At 70.5% G+C, this 22,127-nt stretch carries 18 protein-coding genes; 9 read left to right on the top strand and 9 right to left on the bottom strand.

Going from position 1 to position 22,127, the window contains the following annotated elements; all coding sequences use genetic code 11:
• Positions 1-47: 47 nt before the first annotated feature.
• Positions 48-791: a VOC family protein gene (locus E1166_RS06290; protein ID WP_132336606.1), complete on the top strand. Its 744-nt coding sequence runs from the start codon at positions 48-50 to the stop codon at positions 789-791.
• 17 nt (positions 792-808) lie between these two features.
• Here E1166_RS06290 and E1166_RS06285 read toward each other — a convergent pair whose 3' ends face one another.
• Both E1166_RS06285 and E1166_RS06280 read right to left on the bottom strand, forming a co-directional pair.
• Positions 809-1,480: a response regulator transcription factor gene (locus tag E1166_RS06285; protein WP_132336603.1), complete on the bottom strand. Its 672-nt coding sequence runs from the start codon at positions 1,478-1,480 to the stop codon at positions 809-811.
• The gene (locus E1166_RS06280; protein ID WP_132336601.1) at positions 1,477-2,811 is read right to left on the bottom strand and encodes a histidine kinase; all 1,335 of its coding nucleotides are present in this window, start codon (positions 2,809-2,811) and stop codon (positions 1,477-1,479) included. The genes E1166_RS06285 and E1166_RS06280 overlap by 4 nt, the downstream gene beginning before the upstream one ends.
• A gap of 195 nt (positions 2,812-3,006) precedes the next feature.
• On the opposite strand from E1166_RS06280, the gene E1166_RS06275 reads away from it, so the two are divergent.
• From E1166_RS06275 to E1166_RS06265, 3 genes are read left to right on the top strand one after another with little or no spacing between them, the layout of a single operon-like run.
• Positions 3,007-3,711 carry an ABC transporter ATP-binding protein gene (locus E1166_RS06275; protein ID WP_132336599.1) on the top strand — a complete coding sequence of 235 codons (705 nt, stop codon included), beginning with the start codon at positions 3,007-3,009 and terminating at the stop codon, positions 3,709-3,711.
• Positions 3,708-6,068, top strand: a complete 2,361-nt coding sequence (locus E1166_RS06270) for an FtsX-like permease family protein (RefSeq protein ID WP_132336597.1) — start codon at positions 3,708-3,710, stop codon at positions 6,066-6,068. The genes E1166_RS06275 and E1166_RS06270 overlap by 4 nt, the downstream gene beginning before the upstream one ends.
• 34 nt (positions 6,069-6,102) lie before the next feature.
• Complete coding sequence (locus E1166_RS06265; RefSeq protein WP_132336595.1) at positions 6,103-7,371, top strand: alpha/beta hydrolase; 1,269 nt, start codon at positions 6,103-6,105, stop codon at positions 7,369-7,371.
• 53 nt (positions 7,372-7,424) lie between these two features.
• On the opposite strand, the gene E1166_RS06260 is transcribed toward E1166_RS06265, so the two are convergent.
• From E1166_RS06260 to E1166_RS06235, 6 genes are all read right to left on the bottom strand, one after another.
• On the bottom strand, positions 7,425-8,951 hold the full coding sequence (locus tag E1166_RS06260; RefSeq protein ID WP_132336593.1) for an RICIN domain-containing protein: 1,527 nt from the start codon (positions 8,949-8,951) through the stop codon (positions 7,425-7,427).
• Positions 8,952-9,164: 213 nt separating this feature from the next.
• Positions 9,165-9,554, bottom strand: coding sequence for an ion transporter (locus tag E1166_RS06255; protein ID WP_243710216.1), 390 nt, complete (start codon positions 9,552-9,554; stop codon positions 9,165-9,167).
• Positions 9,555-9,771: 217 nt separating this feature from the next.
• A complete protein-coding gene (locus E1166_RS06250; RefSeq protein WP_165944258.1) occupies positions 9,772-10,116 on the bottom strand; it encodes an STAS domain-containing protein in 345 nt (114 codons plus the stop codon).
• Positions 10,113-12,566, bottom strand: a complete 2,454-nt coding sequence (locus tag E1166_RS06245; RefSeq protein ID WP_165944257.1) for a SpoIIE family protein phosphatase — start codon at positions 12,564-12,566, stop codon at positions 10,113-10,115. The genes E1166_RS06250 and E1166_RS06245 overlap by 4 nt, the downstream gene beginning before the upstream one ends.
• Positions 12,567-12,568: 2 nt before the next feature.
• On the bottom strand, positions 12,569-13,369 hold the full coding sequence (locus tag E1166_RS06240) for an alpha/beta hydrolase (RefSeq protein WP_132336589.1): 801 nt from the start codon (positions 13,367-13,369) through the stop codon (positions 12,569-12,571).
• Between the two features lie 142 nt (positions 13,370-13,511).
• Positions 13,512-14,984: a cellulose binding domain-containing protein gene (locus tag E1166_RS06235; RefSeq protein WP_243710214.1), complete on the bottom strand. Its 1,473-nt coding sequence runs from the start codon at positions 14,982-14,984 to the stop codon at positions 13,512-13,514.
• A 191-nt stretch (positions 14,985-15,175) separates the two neighbouring features.
• On the opposite strand from E1166_RS06235, the gene E1166_RS06230 reads away from it, so the two are divergent.
• From E1166_RS06230 to E1166_RS06215, 4 genes are read left to right on the top strand one after another with little or no spacing between them, the layout of a single operon-like run.
• The gene (locus E1166_RS06230) at positions 15,176-15,910 is read left to right on the top strand and encodes an SDR family oxidoreductase (RefSeq protein WP_132336587.1); all 735 of its coding nucleotides are present in this window, start codon (positions 15,176-15,178) and stop codon (positions 15,908-15,910) included.
• 30 nt (positions 15,911-15,940) lie between these two features.
• Positions 15,941-17,293 (top strand): NDP-hexose 2,3-dehydratase family protein, encoded by a 1,353-nt coding sequence (locus tag E1166_RS06225; RefSeq protein WP_132336585.1) that lies wholly within the window; start codon positions 15,941-15,943, stop codon positions 17,291-17,293.
• Positions 17,294-17,323: 30 nt separating this feature from the next.
• Positions 17,324-18,478 carry an acyl-CoA dehydrogenase family protein gene (locus E1166_RS06220; protein ID WP_132336583.1) on the top strand — a complete coding sequence of 385 codons (1,155 nt, stop codon included), beginning with the start codon at positions 17,324-17,326 and terminating at the stop codon, positions 18,476-18,478.
• Positions 18,479-18,480: 2 nt separating this feature from the next.
• Entirely contained in the window at positions 18,481-19,410 is a 930-nt protein-coding gene (locus E1166_RS06215; RefSeq protein ID WP_132336581.1) for an SRPBCC family protein, read from the top strand.
• 74 nt (positions 19,411-19,484) lie between these two features.
• Here E1166_RS06215 and E1166_RS06210 read toward each other — a convergent pair whose 3' ends face one another.
• Positions 19,485-20,402 (bottom strand): NADP-dependent oxidoreductase, encoded by a 918-nt coding sequence (locus E1166_RS06210; RefSeq protein WP_243710213.1) that lies wholly within the window; start codon positions 20,400-20,402, stop codon positions 19,485-19,487.
• 145 nt (positions 20,403-20,547) lie between these two features.
• Between E1166_RS06210 and E1166_RS06205 the strand changes: the two genes are divergently transcribed.
• Complete coding sequence (locus E1166_RS06205; RefSeq protein ID WP_132336577.1) at positions 20,548-22,026, top strand: MDR family MFS transporter; 1,479 nt, start codon at positions 20,548-20,550, stop codon at positions 22,024-22,026.
• Positions 22,027-22,127 lie beyond the last annotated feature (101 nt).

Below are 22,127 nucleotides of genomic sequence, written 5' to 3'. Positions count from 1 at the left end.
ATAAGAGACAGACACCGACCCGCCCGCCCCTGACGAGAGGACCAACCATGGCCAATGAGGTGACCATCCCGCTGTTGCCCTGCCGTTCCATCGACGACGTCGGCGACTTCTACACGATGCTCGGCTTCACCGTGACCCACCGCCAGGAGCGACCCAACCACTACCTCTGCGTCCAGCGGGAAGACCTGCAACTTCACTTCTTTGGTGTGCCCGACCTCGACCCGGAACGGTCCTACGGCAGCTGTCTGGTGTTCGTCCCGGACGTCAGCGCCCTCTACCAGTCCTTCGCCGACGGGATGCGGGCGAGACACGGGAAGGTCCTGCTCGGCGGGATCCCCCGGGTCACCCGACCCCGGAAGCGGAAGAACACCGGCCAGGTCAGCGGGTTCAGCGTTGTCGACCCGGGCGGCAACTGGATCCGGATCTTCCAGGCGGCGGCCACCGCGGACGAAACCGACGACCGTGACGTCGAGGAGGCTGCCGCCTCCGACAGCCGGCTGGCTCGTACCCTGGAGAACGCGATCGTTCTCGGCGACTCCAAAGGGGACGCCGCCCAGGCGGCGAAGATCCTCGACGGTGCCCTGGCCCGCGCCGACGATGAGCCCGACGTCACGGACGTGGTGCAGGCGTTCGTCTACCGTGCCGAACTCGCCATGCGGCTCGGCGACCTCGCCCGCGTCGAGGAACTGCTGACCCGGGTACGCGCCACCGCGCTGGACGACAGCCAGCGTGCCCTGCTCGCCGACGCGCTCGCCTCGGTCGAGGAGCTGGACTCCGCCCGCGGCGCGTGAAGTGGCCGCCGGATCGGCTACTCCGGTGTCGGCGGGGTGACGAGTCTGGTCTGGAAGGCGACGACGATGGCCTGGACGCGGTCGCGGAGTCCGAGTTTGGCGAGGATGTGGGCGACGTGGGTCTTGACGGTCGCCTCGGAGACGGTGAGGCGGTCAGCGAGTTCGGCGTTGTTCAAACCTTCGGCCAGCAGGCGCAGGACCTGGACTTCGCGTGCCGTCAGCACGCTCAGGTCGTGGGGGATCGCGGGAGTGTCGGTGTCACGGCGGGCGAACCGCTCGACGAGGCGGCGGGTGATCGCCGGGGCGAGGAGCGCGTCGCCGGTGCGGACCAGCCGGACCGCGGCGACCAGGTGCTCGGGGCTGACGTCCTTGAGCAGGAAGCCGCTGGCGCCGGCGGTCAGCGCCGCGTAGACGTACTGGTCGAGGTCGAAGGTGGTCAACATGATGACGCGCGGGTCGTCCGTGGCGCCGGTGAGGATGCGCCGGGTGGCCTCCAAGCCGTCCAGTTCGGGCATCCTGACGTCCATGAGGACCACGTCGGGTCGGGTGCGACGCACGGCGTCGACCGCCTCGACGCCGTTGGCGGCCTCGGCGACCACGTCGATGCCGTCACCCTTGAGGATCATCCGGAAGCCGGCGCGGACCAACGCCTGATCATCGGCGATCACGACACGCACCGGCGGGGTCACGAATCCTCCAGGGGGATGTGTGCGTGGACGCGGTAGCCGCCGATCGGGCGGGGCCCGGCGTGCAGGGTCCCACCGTAGACGGTGAGCCGTTCCCGCAGTCCGATCAGCCCGCGTCCGCTGCCGGTCGCCGCCGACGCGCGCGGCGTGCCGCCGGTATTGGTCACCTCCACCCGGAGGTGATCGGGGGCGTACTCGACGACGACGGTGGCTGACGCGCCGCCGGCGTGCTTGATGGTGTTGGTCAGCGCCTCCTGCACCACCCGGTAGGCCGCGAGTTCGACCCCGGCCGACGCGGGGCGGCGTTGCCCGACCACGGTCAGCTCGACCGGTACTCCGCTGGCTCGTACGCCGGCGAGCAGGGCGTCCAGCCGGTCCAGGCCGGGTTGGGGCGCGAGATCCGCAGCGCCGGCCGGGTCGGGGCCGGGGGAGTTCATCGTCAGCAGTCCCATGACGTGGCGCAGTTCGGACATCGCCGCCCGGCCACCGGCCTCGACCGCGAGCAACGCCTGGCGTGCCTCCTCCTGGTCGACTGCCATGACGGTGCGGGCCGCGCCGGCCTGGATGACCATCATGCTGACGTTGTGAGTGACGACGTCGTGCAACTCTCGGGCGATGCGGGCGCGTTCCTGCTCGACCGCGCGGCGTTCCGCCTCGTCCCGTTCGCGTTCCAGCGCGGCGGTCCGCGCGCGTTCCTCGTCGGCACGCCGTCGCCACCTGCGCAGCCCGTCGGCGGCGATGGCGATCGGGATCAGCACCACGAACGGAACCGCCTCGTTCGAGACGGTGGACCGCAGGGTCGACGGGAGGAGTTGGCTGAACAACAGCGCCGCCACCGATTGGCTGACCAGTGCGTACAGCCGGTGCGGACTGTAGATCGCGGCGCTGTACGCGGCGATGACGCAGACGTAGAACGAGAACCGCAGCGTGGCACGGTCGTTGGTCAGCAGGGAGATCACGGCGGCCGTACACATGACGACCCACAGCATCGCCAGCGGATACCGACGGCGGGCCACCAGCGGGGCGGCGATGGCGAGCATCACGATCACCCAGGCGATCCGGTGTTGCGCCAGCGCCGGAATGTCCGTCCCGAGCCGGTCCGGTGGTTCCAGCGGGGATGGGGGCGCGTCCCGGCTGTCGGGTTCGACGGTCAGCCTGGGATACACGCCGTAGCCTCCGTGGATCGCGACGAGGCTGACGCCCAGCGCGAGGAGCGCGTCGAACGCCCGGCTGCGCGGGGACGGTCGGGGCAACGGACCGGATGGTCGCCGCAACTGGCTGCTCCATGCCCGCAGCTGGCGGGTCATCGTCGCCACGTTCGTCACCGGGCCCATTCTGGCCCTGCCTGGCGGCCGGCGGCATCGGCCCAAAGATCCACCGGGCTCGGCTCAGCCGCCTACGCCGCGAGGATGACTCGCGTCCACCTCATCCCGCGACGCCGCTGAAGATCGCTCGCCGGACCGATGTGTCCGGGTTGTCTGCGCGCCTAGCGTCGATCACCGCCGACCAGCGAGCCGAGGGAGACGACCATGACCACGCCGGTGATCGAGTTGCGCAACGTGACGCGACGGTACGACGACGGGCCACCCGCGCTGCACGACACGACACTGAGCATCGCGCCCGGCGAGGCGGTCGCCATCCTCGGGCCCTCCGGGAGCGGCAAGTCCACGCTGCTCAACCTGATCGCCGGGCTGGATCGACCGAGCAGCGGCACGGTGACCGTGGACGGCGTACGCGTCGACAGGCTCAACGAGGCGGGCTCCGCCCGCTACCGGCGCGACACGATCGGCATGGTCTTCCAGTTCTTCAACCTCCTCGACGACCTGACCGTCGTCGACAACGTCGTCCTGCCCGCGCGACTATCCGGCACGGCGTCCGGCGCCGCCCACCGCCGCGCCCATCAGCTGCTCGACGCGCTCGGGGTTGCCCGGCACGCCGCCGCCTACCCCGGCCGGCTCTCCGGCGGTGAGCGGCAACGCGTCGCGGTGGCCAGAGCGCTGATCAACAAGCCGACGCTGCTGCTGGCCGACGAACCGACCGGCGCGCTGGACACCGCCTCCGGTGACGACGTCAAGCGGCTGCTCAACGAGCTGCACGCCGACGGCCAGACCATCGTCCTGGTCACCCACGACCTGACCCTGGCGGAGTCCTGCGCGACCCGGACGATCCGGCTCGTGGACGGCCGGGTCGTCGCCGACGTCACCCGTGACGTCGCGGCGGGACGAACCCGATGAGCGCGACGGGTCGTGTGGTGCGATCGGGGGTGGCGCGCCGGCGGGTGCAGACGGTGGTCATCGGGCTGGCCACGATGATCGCGGTGACCGCCTCGGTGCTGGGCGGATCGCTGGTGGTCGCCTCCAGCGCGCCGTTCGACCGCGCGTTCGCCGCGCAACACGGCGCGCACCTCACCGCGCAGTTCGACGGCGCCGAGACCACGGCCGAGCGGCTGTCGGCCACAGCCCGCGTTGCTGGTGTCACCGCGGTCGCCGGTCCGTTTTCGACCGTGTCCGGCACGCCCCGGGATGCGGCCGTCGACCGGGAGCTGGCACCGATGACGCTCGTCGGCCGTACCGCCTCGAGCGGAACGATAGACGAACTCCTGTTGAGCCAGGGACGGTGGGTGACCGGTCCCGGCCAGATCGTGGTCTCCGCGGACTACCCGATCGGGCCATCGCCGCTGGGCACCGTCCTACGCTTTGCCGACCTGCCGGGTCAGCCGGCACTGACGGTGGTCGGCGTGGCCCGGTCGGTCACCCGCACCGCCGACGCCTGGGTGTCGCCGTCCGACGTCGCCGCCCTGACCGCGCCCGGCGCCACCCGCGGGTATCAGATGCTCTACCGCTTCGCCGACGCGAGTACCGCAGCCCAGCTCGACCGGGGCCGCGCGGCGGTGACCGCTGTGGTCGGAACGGAGGCGCTGGCCGGGACGCAGTCGTGGCTGACCGTCAAGGAGGCCGACGAGCGCACCACCGCGTTGTTCCTGCCGTTCCTGGTCGCGTTCGGGGCGCTGGGCATGGTCATGTCGGTGCTCGTCGTCGGCAATGTGGTCGCCGGCGCGGTCGGCACCGCGACGCGCCGCATCGGCATCCTCAAGGCCATCGGGTTCACTCCCGCGCAGGTCGTGCGGGCGTACGTGGCCCAGGCGCTGATCCCGGCGGCGGTCGGCATCGCGGGTGGAGTCGTGGCCGGGAACCTACTGGCCATCCCGGTACTGGCCGATGCCGACCAGCTCTACGACACGAGCACCGCAGGCGTCGCCTGGTGGGTCGACGCCGTCGTGGTCGGCGGCGCGTTCGGCATGGTGACGCTGACCGCCTGGGCCGCCTCGCTGCGGGCCGGTCGGCTTCGCACCGTCGACGCGATCGCCGTCGGGCGTACGCCTCGCCCTGGCCGTGGGCGGTCAGCGGCCCGGCTGACCGCCCGGCTTCCGCTGCCCCGTCCGATGACGCTCGGACTGGCCCGCCCCTTCGCCCGCCCGGCCCGCGCGGCCGCGATGCTCGCGGCAGTCGTGTTCGGCACCGCCACGGTCACCTTCGCCGTCGGCGTGGCCTCCTCGCTGAACCGGGTGCAGATCGCCAAGGACCACGCCGCCGCCGACGTGGTCATCGAGACCCTCGGTCCACCACGCGGACCGAACCCCGTCCCCGACGTGCCGAGGCCGCTGAGCGCGGACGAAACCACCAGGATCACCTCAGCGATCACAGCGTCACCCGGGACGGAGAAGTACTACAGCGTCGCCACCACGGAGGTCGCGGTCGCCGGAACGGCCGGATCCGCCCGCCTCTACGCGTTCACCGGTGACGCGTCCTGGGGCGGCTACGAGATGGTCTCCGGCAGGTGGATCACAAAACCGGGAGAAGCCGCGGTGGCGACCAACTTCCTCACCGCCACCAGGACCCGGATCGGTGACACCGTCGTGCTGGCCGACCACGGTAAGGCGGTACCGGTGCGCATCGTCGGTGAGGTCTTCCATCCCACCAACGACATGCTGGTGTTCACCGATGCCGCGACGTTCGCCGCCACGAAGCCGACCCTGATCGCCGCCAGCTTTCACATCCGCCTCGCCGGTGGCGCGGACGTGACCGGCTACGTCACCGCGCTCAACGACGCGCTGACGCCGTCGGGCTTCACCGCGCAGCCAGGGCAGTCCGGCGGCAGCAGCGAAACCATCGTGCTGCTCAACGCGCTGGCCGCCCTGCTCACCCTGATGCTGGTCGCCGTCGCCGGCATGGGCGTGCTGAACATGGTCGTGCTGGACACCCGCGAACGCGTCGGCGAACTCGGCATCCACAAGGCACTGGGCATGACGCCCCGGCAGACCGTCGCGATGGTCGTCGCGTCCGTGGTCGTGACCGGACTGGCCGGCGGGGCGGTCGGCGCCGTGGCGGGGGTGGCCATGCACCGGGTGGTGGTGCCCGCGATGGGGCACGGCGCCGGCATCACCCTGCCCCCCGCCATCACCGACGTCTACCAGCCGGCCGGGCTGCTGCTGCTCGGTCTCGGCGGCCCACTGATCGCCGTCGTGGGCGCACTCCTGCCCGCCGGCTGGGCCGCCCGAACCCGTACCGCCGTCGCCCTGCGCACCGAATAGGCGAACAGGACCGAATCACCGAGGAAGGACACCTATGATCACTCACATCACCCATCCGTTCCGGCGAACCGGCAACATCCGCCCGACACGGCTGCTCGCCACGGTGGCCGCGTTGAGCGTCACCGCTCCGGTGGTGGCGCCGACCCCCGCGGCGCTCGCGAACACCGGTACGACGCCGGGCGGCGGTACGCGGTCGGCCCCGACCGCACCCGCCGCCGCACGTCCCTCGGCCAGCCTGTACGTGCCGGAACCGACCGGTGCCCATCCGGTCGGGGCCACCTCGCTGCACCTGAGGGACACCTCGCGCCACGATCCCTGGGTGGCCGAGGCGACAGCCAGAGAACTGATGGTCTCGCTGTGGTACCCGACGAGGTCGACGGGCAGGCTGCGGGCTCAGTACATGACTCCGATGGAGTCGGAACTGCTGCTCAAGGACGCCGGCATCACCAGCGTGCCGTACGACGTGCTCAGCAGGACGCGTACCAACGCCTTCACCGACTCCGCACCGGCCGGACGGAAGCGGAGCCTGCCCCTGGTCGTGCTCTCGCCCGGCTTCACCAAACCCCGCAGCGTCCTGACCGGACTGGCCGAAGACCTGGCCAGCAACGGCTACGTCGTCGCCGCCGTCGAGCACACGTACGAGAGCGTCGGCACGAGCTTTCCCGACGGGCGGGTCACCACCTGCGTCGCGTGCCAGTCACCGGACAGGACCGAGGCGTTCTGGAAGAAGCTGACCCGAGGACGGGCCGCCGACGTCTCGTTCGTGATCGACCAACTGACCGACACCCGCCGGAAGTGGTGGGGCGCCTCGCTGATCGACCCGTCCCGGATCGCGATGGTGGGTCACTCCGCCGGCGGAGCCGGCACCCAGGCGGCCATGGTGGCGGACCCGCGCATCGACGCCGGGATCGACATCGACGGTCTCACCTACGACGACATCCCGGACAGCGGGCTGGCGCGACCGTTCCTGTTCCTGGGCCGGCAGGCGAACTTCACCCCCGGAATGCCCTCGGCTGCCCGCTGGGAGCGTGACTGGCCGCGCCTGACCCAGTGGAAGCGCTGGCTGGTGGTCGCCGGAACGGTACACGCCTCCTTCACCGACGTGGCCCTGCTCGCCGAACAGGTCGGCATCGGCAGCGGCGCCGATCTGCCCCCGATCCGCTCCATCGAGATCACCCGCGCCTACACCCGAGCGTTTCTCGACCTGCACCTGCGAAACCGGATCCAACCCGTGCTGGACGGGTCGTCGCCGCGCTACCCCGAGGTCATGTTCTGCGCGCCGGAGCGCAGAACCTGCCAGTAGTAGCCAGCCTGGGGGCCGGTTCGGCTCTGGACTGGTCCCCAGGCCCCACCCGTTCAGCCCCACCGTTGCAGGATGCGGTCGTACTCGGCCTGGGTGAGCGGCAGCACCGTGCCGTGGCGCGGGCGGCCGGGCAGGCTGTAGCCGGCGACCGCGCTCCACTGCCCGCTGCTGAGGTCGGTGGTGGTGAAGGGGATGTATCCCCGGCCGCCGTACTCGTCGATGAACAGGTACCACCGTTGTTCGGTGTTCGATTTGAACACCAGCGGCCCCTCGCCCTGCGACAGGGAGCCCCGACCGATGCAGTCGCGCAGGAAGGAGTAGTTGCGGTTGAGGATCGTGGTCGACGTCTCCGCGAGGATGAACTTGCCGCACGCCGACTGGGAGGCGCTGCGCTCGTCCTTGGTGAACCGGTAGTACGTGCCGTTGTGCTTGATCATCGTGGAGTCGATGGTCGAGTAACCCTTGTCGACCCACACCTGCGGGGTGCTGAAGGTGCGGAAGTCGGAGGTGGTCGCGTACATCATCCGGTTGTAGGTGTTGCCGGTGTGGTTGGGGTCGTTGGTGGCGTAGAGCTTGGAGGCCCAGTAGACGACGTACTGACCGAGGGTCTCGTCGAAGTACGCCTCCGGCGCCCAGGTGTTTCCAGCGGTGTCCGGCGAGACGCGCACCAGCCGTGGGGCGCTCCAGTTCACCAGGTCGGTGGACTCCCAGACCACGATCGACTTGCTGCCGGTGCGCTGCGCGGCGTCCCAGTTGCCGTTGCCGTAGATACGTAGGTCGGTGGCGATCTGGTAGAACCGGTCGCCCTGCGGCGAGCGGACGATGAACGGGTCGCGCACCCCCCGGGTGCCGACGGTGGAGGTCAACACCGGCCGGCCGCTGTTGAGCTGCCGCCAGCGGGTGGGGTCGTTGCCCTGGCTGAGGGCGAAGTACACCTGCTCGCCGTTGGCCGAGCCCTCGCCGAGCATGTAGCTGAACAGGTAGCCGGCGTAGCCGGGGGTCGGGGTGCCGCCGTCGACCCGCACCAGCTGCCACTGCTGGTTGGTGCCGCCGTTGTCGGTGTACTGCGAGATCCGCGCGCCGTCGGTGGTGGACCGCTCCCAGACGTCGAGTGCCTTGCCGCTGTTGCGGTTGACCAGCTTGACGTACCCGTTGGTGGTGTCCATGACCCGGAACTGCTGGCTGGCGCCCCCGTTGTCGGTGTTCTGCACGACGTCGGCGCCGTTCGCCGTGGAGCCGCCCGCCACACCGACGACCTTGCCGCTGTGTCGCGCGCGCAGCTTGTAGTAGCCGCCGCCGGCGTCGACGAACTGGAACTGCTGGCTGGTTCGGTCCGAGCGGGCCCACTGCTGCACAGTCGCGCCGTCGGCGCCCGACTGGCCGGCGACCTCGATCGCCTTTCCGCTGTGCCGCGCCACGACCTGGTAGTACGCCGACGGGTCGATCACCGCCGCGTGGGCGGCGGAGGTGACCGCGAGCGAGGCGGCACCAGCCACCAGCACCGCCCCGGCGAGAGCGACCGCACGGCGGAGGCGGAACCGGTGGTCTCGGGAAGGGCGCCACCGCCGGGGTACGGTCATGTCTTTACTCCCCCTTGACGAGCTGCCGTCGGGTACGGCCCAGTTCACGCCCCGGAACTGGCTGGTGTCCGCGCTGACCGGCGATGTGGCCGACAGGGGCGCGACCGGCGCCAGGAGCAGGGTGCTGACAATGGTGACCAGGATGCGTCAGGTGTCGACGAGCGACGTCCGTGCCAGCATCCGCAGGCAGTATCACCCGCTACATATCGACGGTCAAGGATTCCGGTGGCGGGCGGAGACCTGGAACCCGGCCGCGTCACTGCGGCGTGGATCGGTGCTGGCGGACGCCGCCGTCACGAGGGAGTCGAAGACGTTCCAGCCGTGCCGGAAGAAATCCTGCGGCCGACGGCCGTGGGCCAGCACACGGATCGCGATCTCCACGACGAAGGCCAGCCGGAACACCCACTCCGTCCACCGCAGCAACGCTCCCGCCGCGCCGAGGTTGGGGTATGTCTCGACTCCGAGCACGATCCCGTTGGCCATGATGAGCACGACGATGGCCACCTCGAACGGACGTGACCCGGTGATGTGGGCGCACCAGGCCGCCAGGCCAGGTGGTGGCTCGTCGCGACGAGGCGCGACGTCGGCGCGCTGCGCTGGCACCGAGCCGCGACTCACCGTGGTCGGATACCGGGACTGCCGGCGCTCGTCGGAGACAGGACGTCGCGAAAGAGCCGGGCATCCATGCGGACACCCTACGTCCCGCCGCGCGGGCCCGACCCCCGGGCGTTGCCTCCGGGCTGAGTGGACAATCGATGACGGGCGGAAGGCTCCTCGTCGCCCCACGGCGCACGCCGCTGGCTGATTGCCGTCCGACGGCTCACCGGGTGAGTTCGGCGAGCGCCTCGTCCAGTGTCCCGGCGAGCAGGTCAGGGAGGAAGCCGATCAGGTCGAGAGTGCCCCGGACGGCACCGCCGTCCGGGGCGACAACCAGGACCGGTGCCTGGCGTGTACGGAAGGCGGTCACCAGCTGGTCGAGGCACCGCAGGCCGGCACTGTCCAGGAAGGTCACCCCGGTCAGGTCGATCACCACCCCGGCAGCGGCGCGGGTCGTGGTGAGCACGTCCCGCTCCACCAGCTCGGCGTTGCCGTGGTCGACCTCGCCGTGCAGTCGTACGACCGCGCAGCCTCGTTCGCCGTGCACGGTCACCCGTTCGTCAGTCACCTCGTCGTCCCTCTGAGCTGCCGTCGCATCAACACGTTCGTGCCCGTACCCCGGTCGATGACCAGGTCGTCCATGAGCCGTCCCATCAGCGCCAACCCACGCCCGCGATGGACGGTGGCCTGCGGGGCACGCCAGCGGCCGGTGTCGGAGACCCGCAGGTCGAGAAGGCCCCCGTCGAGGGCCGCGGTCACGCTCACCACGCCTGACGGGTCGCCCTGGTAGCCGTGTTCGATGGCGTTGGCGACGGCCTCGGAGCAGGCCAGCACGATGCCGTACCGCTCGGTTTCGGGAACCTGGCAGGCCGCCAGCCAGTCGTTCAGCTCGGTCCGCAACGGGCTGATCCGGGACATCCGGGCCGGCACGTCGGTGTGGAACCGCGGGGCGTCGTCGAAGGCCAGTGCCAGCAGGCAGGTGTCGTCGTGGCCACCCTCGCCGGCGAGCATCCCGTCGCTGATCTCCTGGGTCAACGACGCGATCGGGGCCGTCCGGCGGGCGTCCAGCGCCTCGGCGAGGCGGTCGAGTCCCTGGTCGATACGTTCCCCACGCCGCTCCACCAGGCCGTCGGTGTAGAGCAGCAGTCGTGAGCCCCGCGGCAGGGTCAGCTCGGCCTCCCGGCGGGCCCGGCTGGCGGCGTGCGTGCCGAGCGGTCCGGAACGACCGTCCCACAGATATCGGGGGGTGGTGTCCGGCAGGAGCAGAAGCGGCGGCGGGTGACCGGCGCACGCGTACCGCAGCAGGCCGGTGTCCAGCGCCAGTTCGGCGTAGGCCAGCGTGGTCATCCGTCCCGCCTCCAGGGTGGCTACGAAGTCGTCCATGTGCCGCAGCACCGCCGCTGGGCCGCACCGCGCCTTCGCCAGCGCCCGGACGGCGCTGCGCAGTTGGCCCATCGCACTGGCGGCCCGGATGCCCCGGCCCACCACGTCACCGACGACCACACCGACACTGTCGGCCGAGGTGGTGAACGCGTCGTACCAGTCACCGCCGACCTCCAGCCGGTCCTCCGCCGGGCGGTAGACGGTGGCCACGTGGAAGCGCGGGTCGGTGGGCCGCTCGCTGACCAGCAGGCTGCGCTGGAGGATGCGGGCAACCTCCCGGTCCTGCTCGGCCAGGCGGGCGTTCTCCAGCGCCAACCCGGCCCGGTCGACGAGGGCGAGCAGGAAATCCTGCGGGAACGGGCCGGGTGCGGCCGGCGACCCGGCCAGCAGCAGGATGCCGATCACCGCGTTCCGGGCGCGCAGCGGGAGCACCAGGCCGGACCGACCGTCCGGTCCCGCCAACGGCACCGGGATGTTCTCTCCGGCCGCTCGTACGGTGGCACGTAACCCGTCGTCGATCGGCCACGGTCCGCCCGGTCCCTGGGAGACCACGTCGTCGGCGTACCCGGTTGCGCTGGTCGCGAACGGCGGGGGAGCGGTCGCCCCGTCGGTGGCCTGCGCCAGGGTCAGGTCCACCTGCGCGTACTGCGCGATGTCGGGTACCAGCAGGCAGACCAGCCGCCGGGCCCGGTCAGCCGATCCCACCGCCTCGTCCAGGTCGCGACCCAGACGGGCGAGGAACGCCGTCTGCCAGGCGCGCCGCGTGGTCTCCTCGTGTAGTCGTACCCGCTCCAGCGCCTGCCCGGCCTGCCGGCCGACGGTCCGCATCAGCTCCACCTCGTCCGCGGCCACCCGTCGGCCGGCGGAGAAGTCGAACGAGACCACGCCGAGCACCCGACCGTCGGCGACCAGCGGCGTCACCACGCGTCCGTCGGCGCTGACCACCTCGGCGGCGTGTACGGCACGCGCCTCGGGTCCTGGATCGTCGAGACCCACCGACGGGCTGACCGGCCCGGTGGGACCGGTGACGGTGAGCACCGGTTGCTGCGGGTGCAGCAGCCACACCACGGTGTCGGTCGCCTCGAACGCCTCCGTCCCGGCGGTGGCGATCGGCGCGACGATGTCCTCGGCGCGGTCGATCGAGGCGCAGCGCGCCACCATCTCCTGCAGCACCCGGATCCGATCCTCGTTGCGTTCCGCGCGGCGGCGTTCGCCGAGCAACTCCCGCTCGTACGAGCGGCGGTCGGTGGCGTCGAAGACGGTCATCCGCAGTACCGCCGACGCCGTGTCCGGATTCCGTCGCAGGACCACGTTCACGAGGGTGTCCAGCCGGCTGCCGTCGGCCCGCCGGAACTCGAGCGCGACGCCCCGCACCTCGCCCTGCATGTGCAGCAGCGGTCCCAGGTGCGTCTCGTGGAAGATCCGACCGCCGATCGTGTAGAAGTTCTGCACCCGGTGGCCCAACAGCTCAGCCCGCTGGTAACCCGTCCAGTCCAGAAAGGTCTGATTCACCCGGGCGACGGTGCCGTCGGGCAGCACCGACAGGTAGCCACAGGGCGCCCTCTCGTAGAGATCCTCCGCGCTCTCTTCGAGTAGCGGGATGAAGGTCTCGACCGGCTCAAGAGGATTGACCACGCTCAATAATTCCGTAGGAACGCGTGAATGGCGTCCGCGGTTTCCTCGGGGGCACTCAGGTTCGGGCAGTGACCCGTCGCGTTCAGCACGACGAGGGTGCTGTCGGGCAGGTGGCGGTGCACGTAGTCGCCGACCTCGTACGGGGCGATGATGTCGTCGGTGCACTGCAGGATCAGGCTCGGCGCGGTGACCTGCGGCAGATCCGTCCGGTTGTCGGAGAGGAACGTCACCCGCGCGAACTGCCGGGCGATGGCCGGATCGGTGCGGCAGAAGCTGTTCGTCAGTTCGACGCCGAGTTCCGGTCGGTCCGGATTCCCCATGATGACCGGGGCCATGGCCGCCGACCAGCCCAGGTAGTTGCTGTCCAACGACTCCAACAGTTCGTCGATGTCGGCGCGGGTGAAGCCGCCGCGGTAGTCCTCGTCGTCGAGGTAGCGGGGCGAGGGGCCGACCAGCACCAGCCGGGAGAAGCGGCTCGGCTCGGCCGCCGCCGCGAGCACGCCGATCATCGCGCTGACCGAGTGGCCGACGAACACCACGTCCCGCAGGTCCAGTTCGGCGAGGATTTCCACCACGTCCTCGGCATAGCCCTGCAACGAGGCGTAGCGCTGCGGCCGGTACGCCGACAGGTCGGAGCCGCCCGAGCCCACGTGGTCGAAGAGCACCACCCGGTACTCGTCGACGAAGCGGTCCGTGACGAGGCGCCACATGTGCTGGTCACAGCCGAAGCCGTGGGCGAAGACGATGGTGGGATCCGCATCGCGGCCTAGCACCGTGACGTTGTTTCGGGCGACCGCGCTCACGATCGGCGACACTACCTGCGATCATGCCGCCCCGCCACCGGCCGTCGAGGTGGTCGGGCTCGGCACCTCGACCGGCCCACCCGCTCGCCGCGGCCGGATGCCGCGGCGAGCGGAACTGCGGGTCGGGTGCGGACCGCGCCGGCTACCAGCCCAGCGACAGGCTGCCGAGGTACGTGCCGAGCCGGTCGGCGATGAGCTGGTGGTCGCGGGTGGAGTAGTGCCAGTGGCAGCCGAGCAGGTCCAGACCGTTGCTGTCGAGGGCCCAGTAGCGGACCCGGTTGTCGCCCGCGTTGGTGCGCTCCTGAACCACCTGCTGGACGGAGTCCGCGAAGGGGCTGGCGCCGACGGCGACGATGGTCGTGGCGGTGCCGTAACGGGTCCGCAGTTTCTGCAGGAAGGTGCTGTAGGCGGTGCGGTAGGCGGCGACGAGGCTCTCGGCTGTCCACGGCTCGCCGGGGTTCAGGGCGGTGGAGAAGTCGTTGGTGCCGAGGTAGACGACGACGAGTTGGGGCTTCCAGGTGCCGGGGCTCCACATGTCGCCGGGCACGTTCAGCAGCGCGCGGTCGTAGTAGGTGCGGTAGTCGGTGCCCGGGTCGCTGCCGTTGTAGTTGCGGACCATGCCTCTGCCGGAGAACGCGTTGATCTGGTAGTCGGCCGACAGCCGGCGGGCGACCAGGGCGCCATAGCTGACGTCGGTGTTCGTGGTGCGGTTCACCTGGTCGCCGGTGCAGTCGCGGCTGGTCGACGTGTTGCCGTAGCCGGCCGTCAGCGAGTCGCCGATGAACTCGATCTGCCGGCTCCGGGGGGCCGGCCTGGCGAGGATCTCGCCGCCCGGGGCGGCGACGAACCCACCGAACTCGCTGGTGCTCCATGGGCTCTCGTTGCGCTTCACGAGGCGTACGGTGTGCTCGGTGTTGCTCAGGCCGGTGATCCACCGGGTGGTCTGACCGGGCGTCACGAGGGTGGCGACGGTCGTACCGTCGACCTGGACGATGTAGTCGGCCGCCGAGTCGTTCAGCACGATTCCCACTCCGGTGCCCCGGACCCGGCCCTCGAAGTAGACGCCGGGCCAGCTGTACCGCACGGCGTCGCCGCTGGTCTTGACGCGGCCCGCGGTGTGCACCCGGGACAGCACGCCGGGCGGTGGACTCGTGGGGCTGCTCGACGGTGACGTGCTGGGTGACGGGGTGGTCACCCCGCCGGTGCAGGTCGTTCCGTTGAGGGCGAAGCTGGCCGGGTCGGGGTTGCTGCCGCTCCAGGATCCGTTGAATCCGAAGCTGGTGCTGCCGTTGGTCGACAGGGAGCCGTTCCACGCCACGTTGCGTGCCGTCACCGCTGATCGGCTCTGGGTGAGATCGGTGTTCCACGCCTGTGTCACTCGCTGTCCGGCACCGAACGACCAGGTCAACGTCCAACTCGTCACCGGATCGCCGAGGTTCCTGAGCTCTACGTTCGCCCCGAATCCGCCTGTCCACTGCGAGGTGACCGTGTACGTGACGGCGCAGCCCGCCGCTGCGGCGTGCGCGGCCACGGCGACGGCGGTCGCCGTGCCGGCCAGCACGGCTGACGCGGTCACCGCGACGAGCACCCTGGTGCGGGATGGGTACATGGGCATGCGTTCTCCTCAAGGGCCGACTGTGATCGAAGTATCTCGATCTGAAGGGCTGCTGACAACACCTCGGTCACGCGACTCGAGGGATGCCCTGATCACCCGTCAGGCGCTCTCGACCGGTTCTCGATGCCAGCCCGACACCCTGCCCTCTGAGGCTGCCTCGTGGTCCGAGCGGTCGAGGGAGGAGCGTTGGCATGGACAAGCAGGTCGCACTCGTCACGGGCTCTTCGTCAGGAATCGGCGCGGCGATTGCCAGGCGCCTGGCGGCAGAGGGCATGCGGGTGGTCGTCAACTCGGCGCGTTCCGTCTCGGCAGGTGAGGAGTTGGCCGCCTCCCTGGACGGGGCCACGTACGTCCGTGCGGACGTCTCGGTGCCCGAGGACGCGGAACGTCTCGTCGCCACGGCGCTCGAGACCTACGGCCGGCTCGACGTGCTGGTGAACAACGCGGGGACCACGCGGGTGATCCCGCACGGGGATCTCGGCGCGGCCACCGTCGAGGTGTGGCGTCACATCCTCGACGTCAACGTCCTCGGCGCCTGGCAGATGTCCACGGCCGCCGCCCGGCATCTGCGCGAGTCCGGCCACGGCTGCATCGTGAACATCTCGTCGGTGGCCGGCTCACGTCCGGTCGGCAGCTCCATCCCGTACGCGGTCAGCAAGGCGGCGCTCGATCACATGACCCGCCTGCTCGCCAAGGCCCTCGGCCCCGAGATTCGGGTGAACGCGGTGGCGCCCGCGTTGACCGAGACGCCGTGGACCCGCGACGACCCGTTTTTCCAAGACATCGCGGAGAAGGTCCGCCAGGGAACGCCGCTGCGGCGGGTCGGTACCGCTGAGGACGTTGCCGAGGCGGTGATCGCGCTGCTGCGCGCGCGACACGTCACTGGTGCGGTGCTGCCCGTCGACGGTGGGGCGTACCTGGTCTGAGCCGGCTCGCCGGCGAAAGGGGAGGCACAAGTGTTCCGCGACCTTTCGGAGTTCCACGAGTGGTTCGACAGCCGGGCGAGGGCGAACAGGTTTCGGGTCACCCCGACCGGGTTGGACGCCCTGCAAGGCTGGACGACCGACCCCGACACCGGAAACATCGCACACGCCAGCGGCCGGTTCTTCACCGTCGAAGGGCTGCGGGTGCGCACCAACTCGCGCCAGGTGACTGCCTGGGATCAGCCGATCATCATCCAGCCCGAGACCGGCATCCTCGGCATCCTGGTCAAAGACTTCGACGGGGTGCCGCACTTCCTCATGCAGGCCAAGATGGAGCCGGGCAACATCAACCTGCTGCAGCTCTCACCCACGGTGCAGGCCACCCGGAGCAACTACACGCGGGTACACCGTGGTAGCTCGGTGCCGTACCTGGAGTATTTCGTCGCGGCACGCCGGCACCAGGTCCTCTTCGATTCGCTTCAGTCCGAGCAGGGATCCTGGTTCCTGGGGAAGCGGAACCGGAACATGATTGTCTACGTCGACGAGGACGTTCCGGTCCGGGACGATTTCTGCTGGCTCTCGCTGCCCCAACTGCGCGAGCTGCTGTCGGTGGACAACCTGGTCAACATGGACAGCCGTACGGTGTTGTCCGGCATGCCGTCACCCAGGCGCGACGCGGGTCCGGGTCACACCGGTGACGCCGAGGGGTGGCATCCGATGAAGCGTGTGCTGAGCTGGTTTACCGAAGCGAAGTCCAACCACCGACTGGACCAGCAGCGGATCCCGTTGTCACAGGTAGCCGGCTGGCGTCTCCGGGACTCGGTGGTGGAGCACGATTCCGGCCACTTCTTCCGGATCATCGGAGTCAACGTGCAGGCGACCAACCGTGAGGTGCGTGAGTGGTCGCAGCCCATGCTCGCCCCCTGCGGTCGGGGGCTTGTCGCCTTCCTCGTTCGGGACATCGCGGGGGTCCGGCACGTGCTGGTCCGTGCGCTCAGCGAAGCCGGCACGCTGGACGTGGTCGAGCTGGCGCCGACCGTGCAGTGCACGCCCGACAACTACCGTGATCTTCCGACCGAACAGCGACCGCCGTTTCTGGACTATGCGCTCGCCGCGCCACCAGACCGCATCCGGCTCGATGTCGTGCATTCCGAGGAGGGTGGCCGGTTCTACCACGCCGAAACCCGCTATCTGGTGGTGGAAACCGCCGAGGACCTTCCGTACGAGGAGCCTGAAGGTCACCTGTGGGTCTCCGTGCCGCAGCTGGCCCAGCTCGTGCGGCACAGCAACTACCTGAATGTCTCGGCCCGCTCGCTGCTGTGTTGCCTACGCAGTGAGTCGTGGATGGACACGACGGTCAGTGCCGACCTGGTCGCGGCGTGGTGACGGAGCACGAGACAAGCGAGGAGGTGCTTCATGCCGGGACAGGTGCTGCGCCGCGGTGACCTGAGTGCTGCCGGGCAGGTCGCCGCCCTGGCCGCGCGGCACGCCGAGGACTCCGACGCCCACCGGACGCTCAGCCCCGAGGTCATCGAGGAGCTGATCCGGGTGGGCTTCTGCCGGCACTTCGTACCGCAACGCTGGGGTGGTGTCGCCGGCACCTTCACCGAACTGCTTGCCGCCACGGCGACCGTCGGGGCGGGCTGCACCTCGGCCGCCTGGTGCGCATCGCTGGCGGCCGGAGCGGGCCGCCTCGGTGCGTTTCTGCCCGAGGACGGCCAACGGGAGCTGTGGGGGGACGGACCGGACGCTCTCGTGGTGGCCGGCCTGACCCCGACGGGGACCGCCAGCGAAGTGCCCGGAGGCTGGCTGGTACGGGGCGAGTGGCGGTACGTCAGCGGTGTCGAGTCGTCAGACTGGGCGTTCGTCTGCGGGCCGGGGCCCGAAAGCGGGCAAGGACCCATGTTCTTTCTCGTGCCCCGGGCGGACTATCGAGTGCTCGACACCTGGTTCCCCACCGGGATGCGGGGAACCGGCAGCAACACGGTCGTGGTGGACGGCGCCTTCGTGCCGCGTCACCGCGCCTTCCTGCGGGAGTCCATGTGGCGCGGGCACAGCGTCGGTTCCACGGCGCGGTGTCACACCGTGCCGCTCCGGGTGGCGAGCGGCCTGCTTTTCGCCGCCCCCGCGCTCGGCGCCGCCCGCGGCGCGATCGCGGCCTGGTCGGCGCGGCTCGGCGGCACCCGCGACCCGGCGTCCGGTGACCGCGCGGCCGGCCATCGCGATCTGGCCTGGGCTGCCGGCATGGCCGACGCCGCCGGGCTGTTGCTCCAACGGGCCGCTCAGGTGGCCGACCAGCCGAGCGTCACGCCGCTCGAGGCGGTGCGCAACCCGATGGATTGCGCACTGGCTGTGGAGCAGCTCGTCAACGCCGTACAGCGGCTGTTCCGGGCAGCTGGTACCAGCGGCCAGTTCGCCGGCGAGCCGCTGCAACGGTTCTGGCGTGACGTGCACTTCCTCGCCAGCCACGCGGCGCTGCGCCTCGGTACGGCGAGTGAACCGTATGGGCGGCAACTGGCGCAGACCGCACGCGGCAAGGCAGGCGGACCCGATGAAGCAGGAGGTGGTTAGTGATGCCGGCTTCCCGACGGCGTGATGTCGAGCACCAGGCGAAGATCCAAGCGCCGGCGGCCCTCGCCTATCAGTTGATAGCGAACGTGACGACCTGGTCGTGGATCTTTCCGACCACGGTGCACGCGGAGCGACTCGCCGGCGATGACGCCGCGGACCGGGTGGGTGTGTGGACCACCACCGACGGCACCATCAACCACTGGGTGGCGCTACGCCGCCTGGACCCGAGGGCGCTGCGAGTGTCGTACCGGCAGGAGACCGCGCGACCGCCCGTGGCCGACATGGGCGGTACCTGGATCTTCGAACCACGCGGCGATCGTGAATGCCTGGTTCGGCTTCAGCACGACTACCAGGCGTTGGACGACGACCGGGACACTCTTGCCTGGATTGAGGAGGTGCTCGACCGGCTCAGCACCGACGAGCTGGCGGCCTTCCAGGCCGGCGCCGAGCTGGCCTCGGCACGCCCGCAGCGCCTGCTCACGTTCACCGAGTCGGTTGTCACCGGCGGCTCGACGGGGGACGTTTACGGGTTCCTGCGGGACATGCGCAAGTGGGTCGAGCTGGTGCCGGACCTCGTCCACGTCGAGGTTCGGCACGACGTTGAGGACGTACAGGTGGTGCGGACCGAGACGCTGACCGGGCACGGCCGGCACGCCAGTGAGGTGGTACGGGTGTGCCGGCCGGGGGCGATCGCGTACCGGCACCTCGTCGTGCCGCCGCTGGCAACGGTGCACACGGGCGAATGGCGGGTTACGAGCGGCTCCGACGGCACCGTCGCGACGGCGCGACACACCGTGGTCTTCGACGAGGAGGGCATCCCGACGGTGCTCGGGGCGGGGGCCGATCTGGAGGAGGCCCGACGGTTCGCCCAGCGCGAGTTGGGCGCGGGCAGCGTCGCCGTGTTGAATGCGGCCCGCGCTCACCTGGGCTGACCTGAGAACGCGGATCGTGACGAAGGTGTCCCTCGCGGAAGCTACGCGAGGGACACCTTCGTCACGGGCACGGATTACTCCACCACCAGCGCGATCTTGCCACGAACATGCCCGGTCTCCATCGCCCGGTGCGCCTCCTTCGCGTCCTTGAGGGGATACACGCGGGTCACCGGCAGGCGCAGCTCGCCCTTCTGACACAGCGTGACGAGCTCGGCCAGGATGGTGGCCGACCGCGCGCCGCGCAGGCGCCTGATGCCGAACCGGTCGGCGGCGGACTGATCCACCAGGGTGCCGATGCGGGTGTGGTCGTCGACCAGGTCGAGCGACACGGTGATCGCGTCGCCGCCAACCGCGTCCAGTGCCGCGTCCACTCCCCGGGGCGCCAGATCACGCACCCGTTTGCTCAGACCCGGGCCGTAGGTGACCGGGATGGCGCCGAGCGAACGCAGGTAGTCGTGATTGCGGTCGCTGGCGGTGCCGATGACGGTGGCGCCGAGCCGCGTGGCCAGCTGCACGATCACCGTGCCCACGCCTCCCGCGGCCGCGTGGACCAGCAGGGTCTCGCCGGACGCGACGCGCAGTTCCCGCAGTGCGTTCCAGGCGGTCTGTCCCACGGCGGACAGCGCGCCCGCCATCTCCCAGTCGACGCCGTCCGGCTTGCGGGTGACGGCGTCTGTCGGCACCACGACGTGTTCGGCGTACGCCTCGGCACCGGCGAAGCCGAGCACCTCGTCACCCACGGCGAACCCGGAAACGTCCGGGCCCACCTGGTCGACGATGCCGGCGAACTCGTTGCCCAGCGTTTGGGGGAAGGCATCCGTCCCATCCGGCGCGGCGAACTCGCCCCGCCTGATCCGGCAGTCCACCGGATTCACGCCGGCGGCCTTGACCCGCACCCGTACCTGTCCCGGTCCCGCGTCGCGCTCCGGTGCCGACACCAGTCGCAGCACATCCGGGTCGCCGTACTCGTAGAAGACGACTTTGCCGCTCACTCGCGCGTTCCTTTCCCGCTCGACCGGGCGGCGACCGATCGGTGCCGCCCGATCGACGGTAACACGAAGTGGAGCGTTCCGCTCAGTTGTCAGAGCCACCCTGAGGGCCGTATGGTGAGCGGAGCGCTCCACTTTTGGAGGTGTCATGACCGACCACACCACCGAACGCCTCGACCGCCGGCTCGTCGGGCTCGGGATCGTCATCGTTGCGGGCGCCTTCATGTCCGCTCTCGACGCGACGATCGTGTCCGTGGCGCTGGACCGGATCGGCCGCGACTTCGACAGCCCACTCGGCACCCTGCAATGGGTCTCCGTGGCGTACCTGCTGGCCCTGGCCATGGTCGTCCCGGTCACCGGATGGTCGGTCGAGCGCTTCGGCGCCCGTCGGATGTGGCTGTTCGCGCTCACGGTCTTCGTCGTTGCCTCGGCGCTGTGCGGACTGGCCTGGTCCATCGAGAGCCTGATCGCCTTCCGCGTGCTGCAAGGCATCGGCGGTGGGCTGATCCCGCCGCTCGCTCAGGTGATCCTGGTAGCCGCCGCGGGGCCGCTGCGGATCGGTCGCGTCATGAGCATGGTCAGCGTGCCGACGCAGCTCGCCCCCGTTCTCGGCCCCACCGTCGGCGGCTTCCTGGTCGACGGGCCCGGGTGGCCGTGGATCTTCTTCGTGAACATCCCGCTCGGTGCGATCGCGCTGGCTCTCGCCTGGATCGGCCTGCCCCGGGACGAGCGTCGCCGCCCCGCGGCCCGACCGGACATGCTCGGCCTGCTGCTGTTGTCGCCAGCCATCACCGCCCTGGTCTACGGGCTGTCCCTGGTCGGTGGCGGAGGCGAGGGAGGCGGCGCGAATCGAGCCGTCCTCGGCTCGGTCGAGGTGCTGCTCTCCCTCGGCGGTGGCGCCGTCCTGCTCGTGGCGTTCCTCATCCACGCCCGTCGCGGTCATCCCAGCCCGGCCATCGACCTGCGGCTGTTCGGGCGTAGGACGTTCGCGCTCGCGGCGGGGCTGATCTTCCTGTCGGGTGCGTCGCTGTTCGGGATGATGTTTCTTCTCCCGCTGTTCCATCAGCAGGCGCGCGGTCTGGATGCGCTGCGGGCCGGGCTCATGCTCGCACCGCAGGGGGTGGGTATGGTGGCCGCCCTGTTCGTGGTCGGCGCCCTGGTCGACCGGTTCGGCGCCCGGTACATCGTGCTGACCGGACTCGGGCTGGTGATCCTGGGGACCCTTCCGTTCACTCGGGTCGACGCCGATGTCAGCGATCCCTGGCTGGCCGGAGGGCTGGTGGTGCGCGGCATCGGGCTCGGCGCCGCCTCGATACCGCTCACCGCGACGGCGTACCGCTTCCTGCCTGCGGATCTGACGCCCCGCGCGGCCACCGCGCTGGTCGTCGTGCAGCGGTTGGGTGCTTCGTTCGGCACGGCCGCGCTGGCTCTGCTGCTACAGCGCGAGTTGGACCGGCCCGGCGCGTCACCGGACGCGGCGTTCGGGCACATGTTCTGGTGGATGGTCGGGCTCGGCCTGCTCGCCGTGTTGCCCGCGGCCTTCCTGCCCGGCCCCGCCCAGACCCGCGAACCGCCGGCCGACGCCGAACAGCCGACACCGGTGACGGGCGGCCGACCGCAGCAGTGACCACCGGTCCGTCGAGCCCTCCTCGAGTCGTCCCGCAGCGAGCCTCCAGACGACGTTCCGATGCTCTAGCCGTCCCGTGCGGATCGCCCGCACCCCCTCCC

This window comes from Micromonospora sp. KC213 (assembly GCF_004348325.1).
Classification (GTDB): domain Bacteria; phylum Actinomycetota; class Actinomycetes; order Mycobacteriales; family Micromonosporaceae; genus Micromonospora.
This window is presented reverse-complemented; position numbering and strand designations above follow the sequence as displayed.

Bases quoted from the DNA above. Each gene is read 5' to 3' on its own strand.
- E1166_RS06235 (WP_243710214.1), bottom strand. From the start codon at position 14,984: ATGCCCATGTACCCATCCCGCACCAGGGTGCTCGTCGCGGTGACCGCG.
- E1166_RS06205 (WP_132336577.1), top strand. From the start codon at position 20,548: ATGACCGACCACACCACCGAACGCCTCGACCGCCGGCTCGTCGGGCTC.
- E1166_RS06260 (WP_132336593.1), bottom strand. From the start codon at position 8,951: ATGACCGTACCCCGGCGGTGGCGCCCTTCCCGAGACCACCGGTTCCGC.
- E1166_RS06230 (WP_132336587.1), top strand. From the start codon at position 15,176: ATGGACAAGCAGGTCGCACTCGTCACGGGCTCTTCGTCAGGAATCGGC.
- E1166_RS06215 (WP_132336581.1), top strand. From the start codon at position 18,481: ATGCCGGCTTCCCGACGGCGTGATGTCGAGCACCAGGCGAAGATCCAA.
- E1166_RS06280 (WP_132336601.1), bottom strand. From the start codon at position 2,811: ATGGGCCCGGTGACGAACGTGGCGACGATGACCCGCCAGCTGCGGGCA.
- E1166_RS06290 (WP_132336606.1), top strand. From the start codon at position 48: ATGGCCAATGAGGTGACCATCCCGCTGTTGCCCTGCCGTTCCATCGAC.
- E1166_RS06220 (WP_132336583.1), top strand. From the start codon at position 17,324: ATGCCGGGACAGGTGCTGCGCCGCGGTGACCTGAGTGCTGCCGGGCAG.
- E1166_RS06265 (WP_132336595.1), top strand. From the start codon at position 6,103: ATGATCACTCACATCACCCATCCGTTCCGGCGAACCGGCAACATCCGC.
- E1166_RS06270 (WP_132336597.1), top strand. From the start codon at position 3,708: ATGAGCGCGACGGGTCGTGTGGTGCGATCGGGGGTGGCGCGCCGGCGG.
- E1166_RS06275 (WP_132336599.1), top strand. From the start codon at position 3,007: ATGACCACGCCGGTGATCGAGTTGCGCAACGTGACGCGACGGTACGAC.